The 401-nt window shown below is 47.6% G+C and carries 1 pseudogene; it reads right to left on the bottom strand.

Annotated elements, in window-relative coordinates:
• Positions 1–401, bottom strand: a pseudogene (locus LJE12_RS19750) (IS200/IS605 family accessory protein TnpB-related protein); the annotation flags it as partial.

Genomic DNA, 401 nt, shown 5'->3' with positions numbered 1-401 from the left:
CTTCCCTGTGTCTGCGCAGAGCCATGTTCCCTCTGGAATCTGCGGATCCGTCCCAGTGTGCGGTACATCCGGTCTTTTTCACTGGGATGATCTATGAATCTTCTTCCCAGGACAGTTCCGTCTGCCCGCATGATAGTACAGACTGCATCGGTATTGATCCCTAAGTCCACGCTGCAGATAATCTGTTCTTTCACAGGTGTTTTGGTAAGTGTTACTTCCTCTTTATAGGAAAAACGCAAAAAATACTTCTGGTGTCTCTTTTCCAGAGTCGGGGCAGATGCCTTTTTCCCTGACCAGCATTTTCTCAGATATTCCATATCCGTATGATCCAGACGTACACAGGACCATTTCCAGTCATGACCGTCATAGAGTTTCAGGTATGCTTCGTCTTTCCCTTCCGC

It is taken from the genome of Blautia sp. DFI.6.71, assembly GCF_020593585.1.
Classification (GTDB): domain Bacteria; phylum Bacillota; class Clostridia; order Lachnospirales; family Lachnospiraceae; genus Blautia_A; species Blautia_A wexlerae.
Note: the sequence above shows the minus strand (reverse complement) of the source record. Positions and strands in the feature narration are given on the sequence as shown.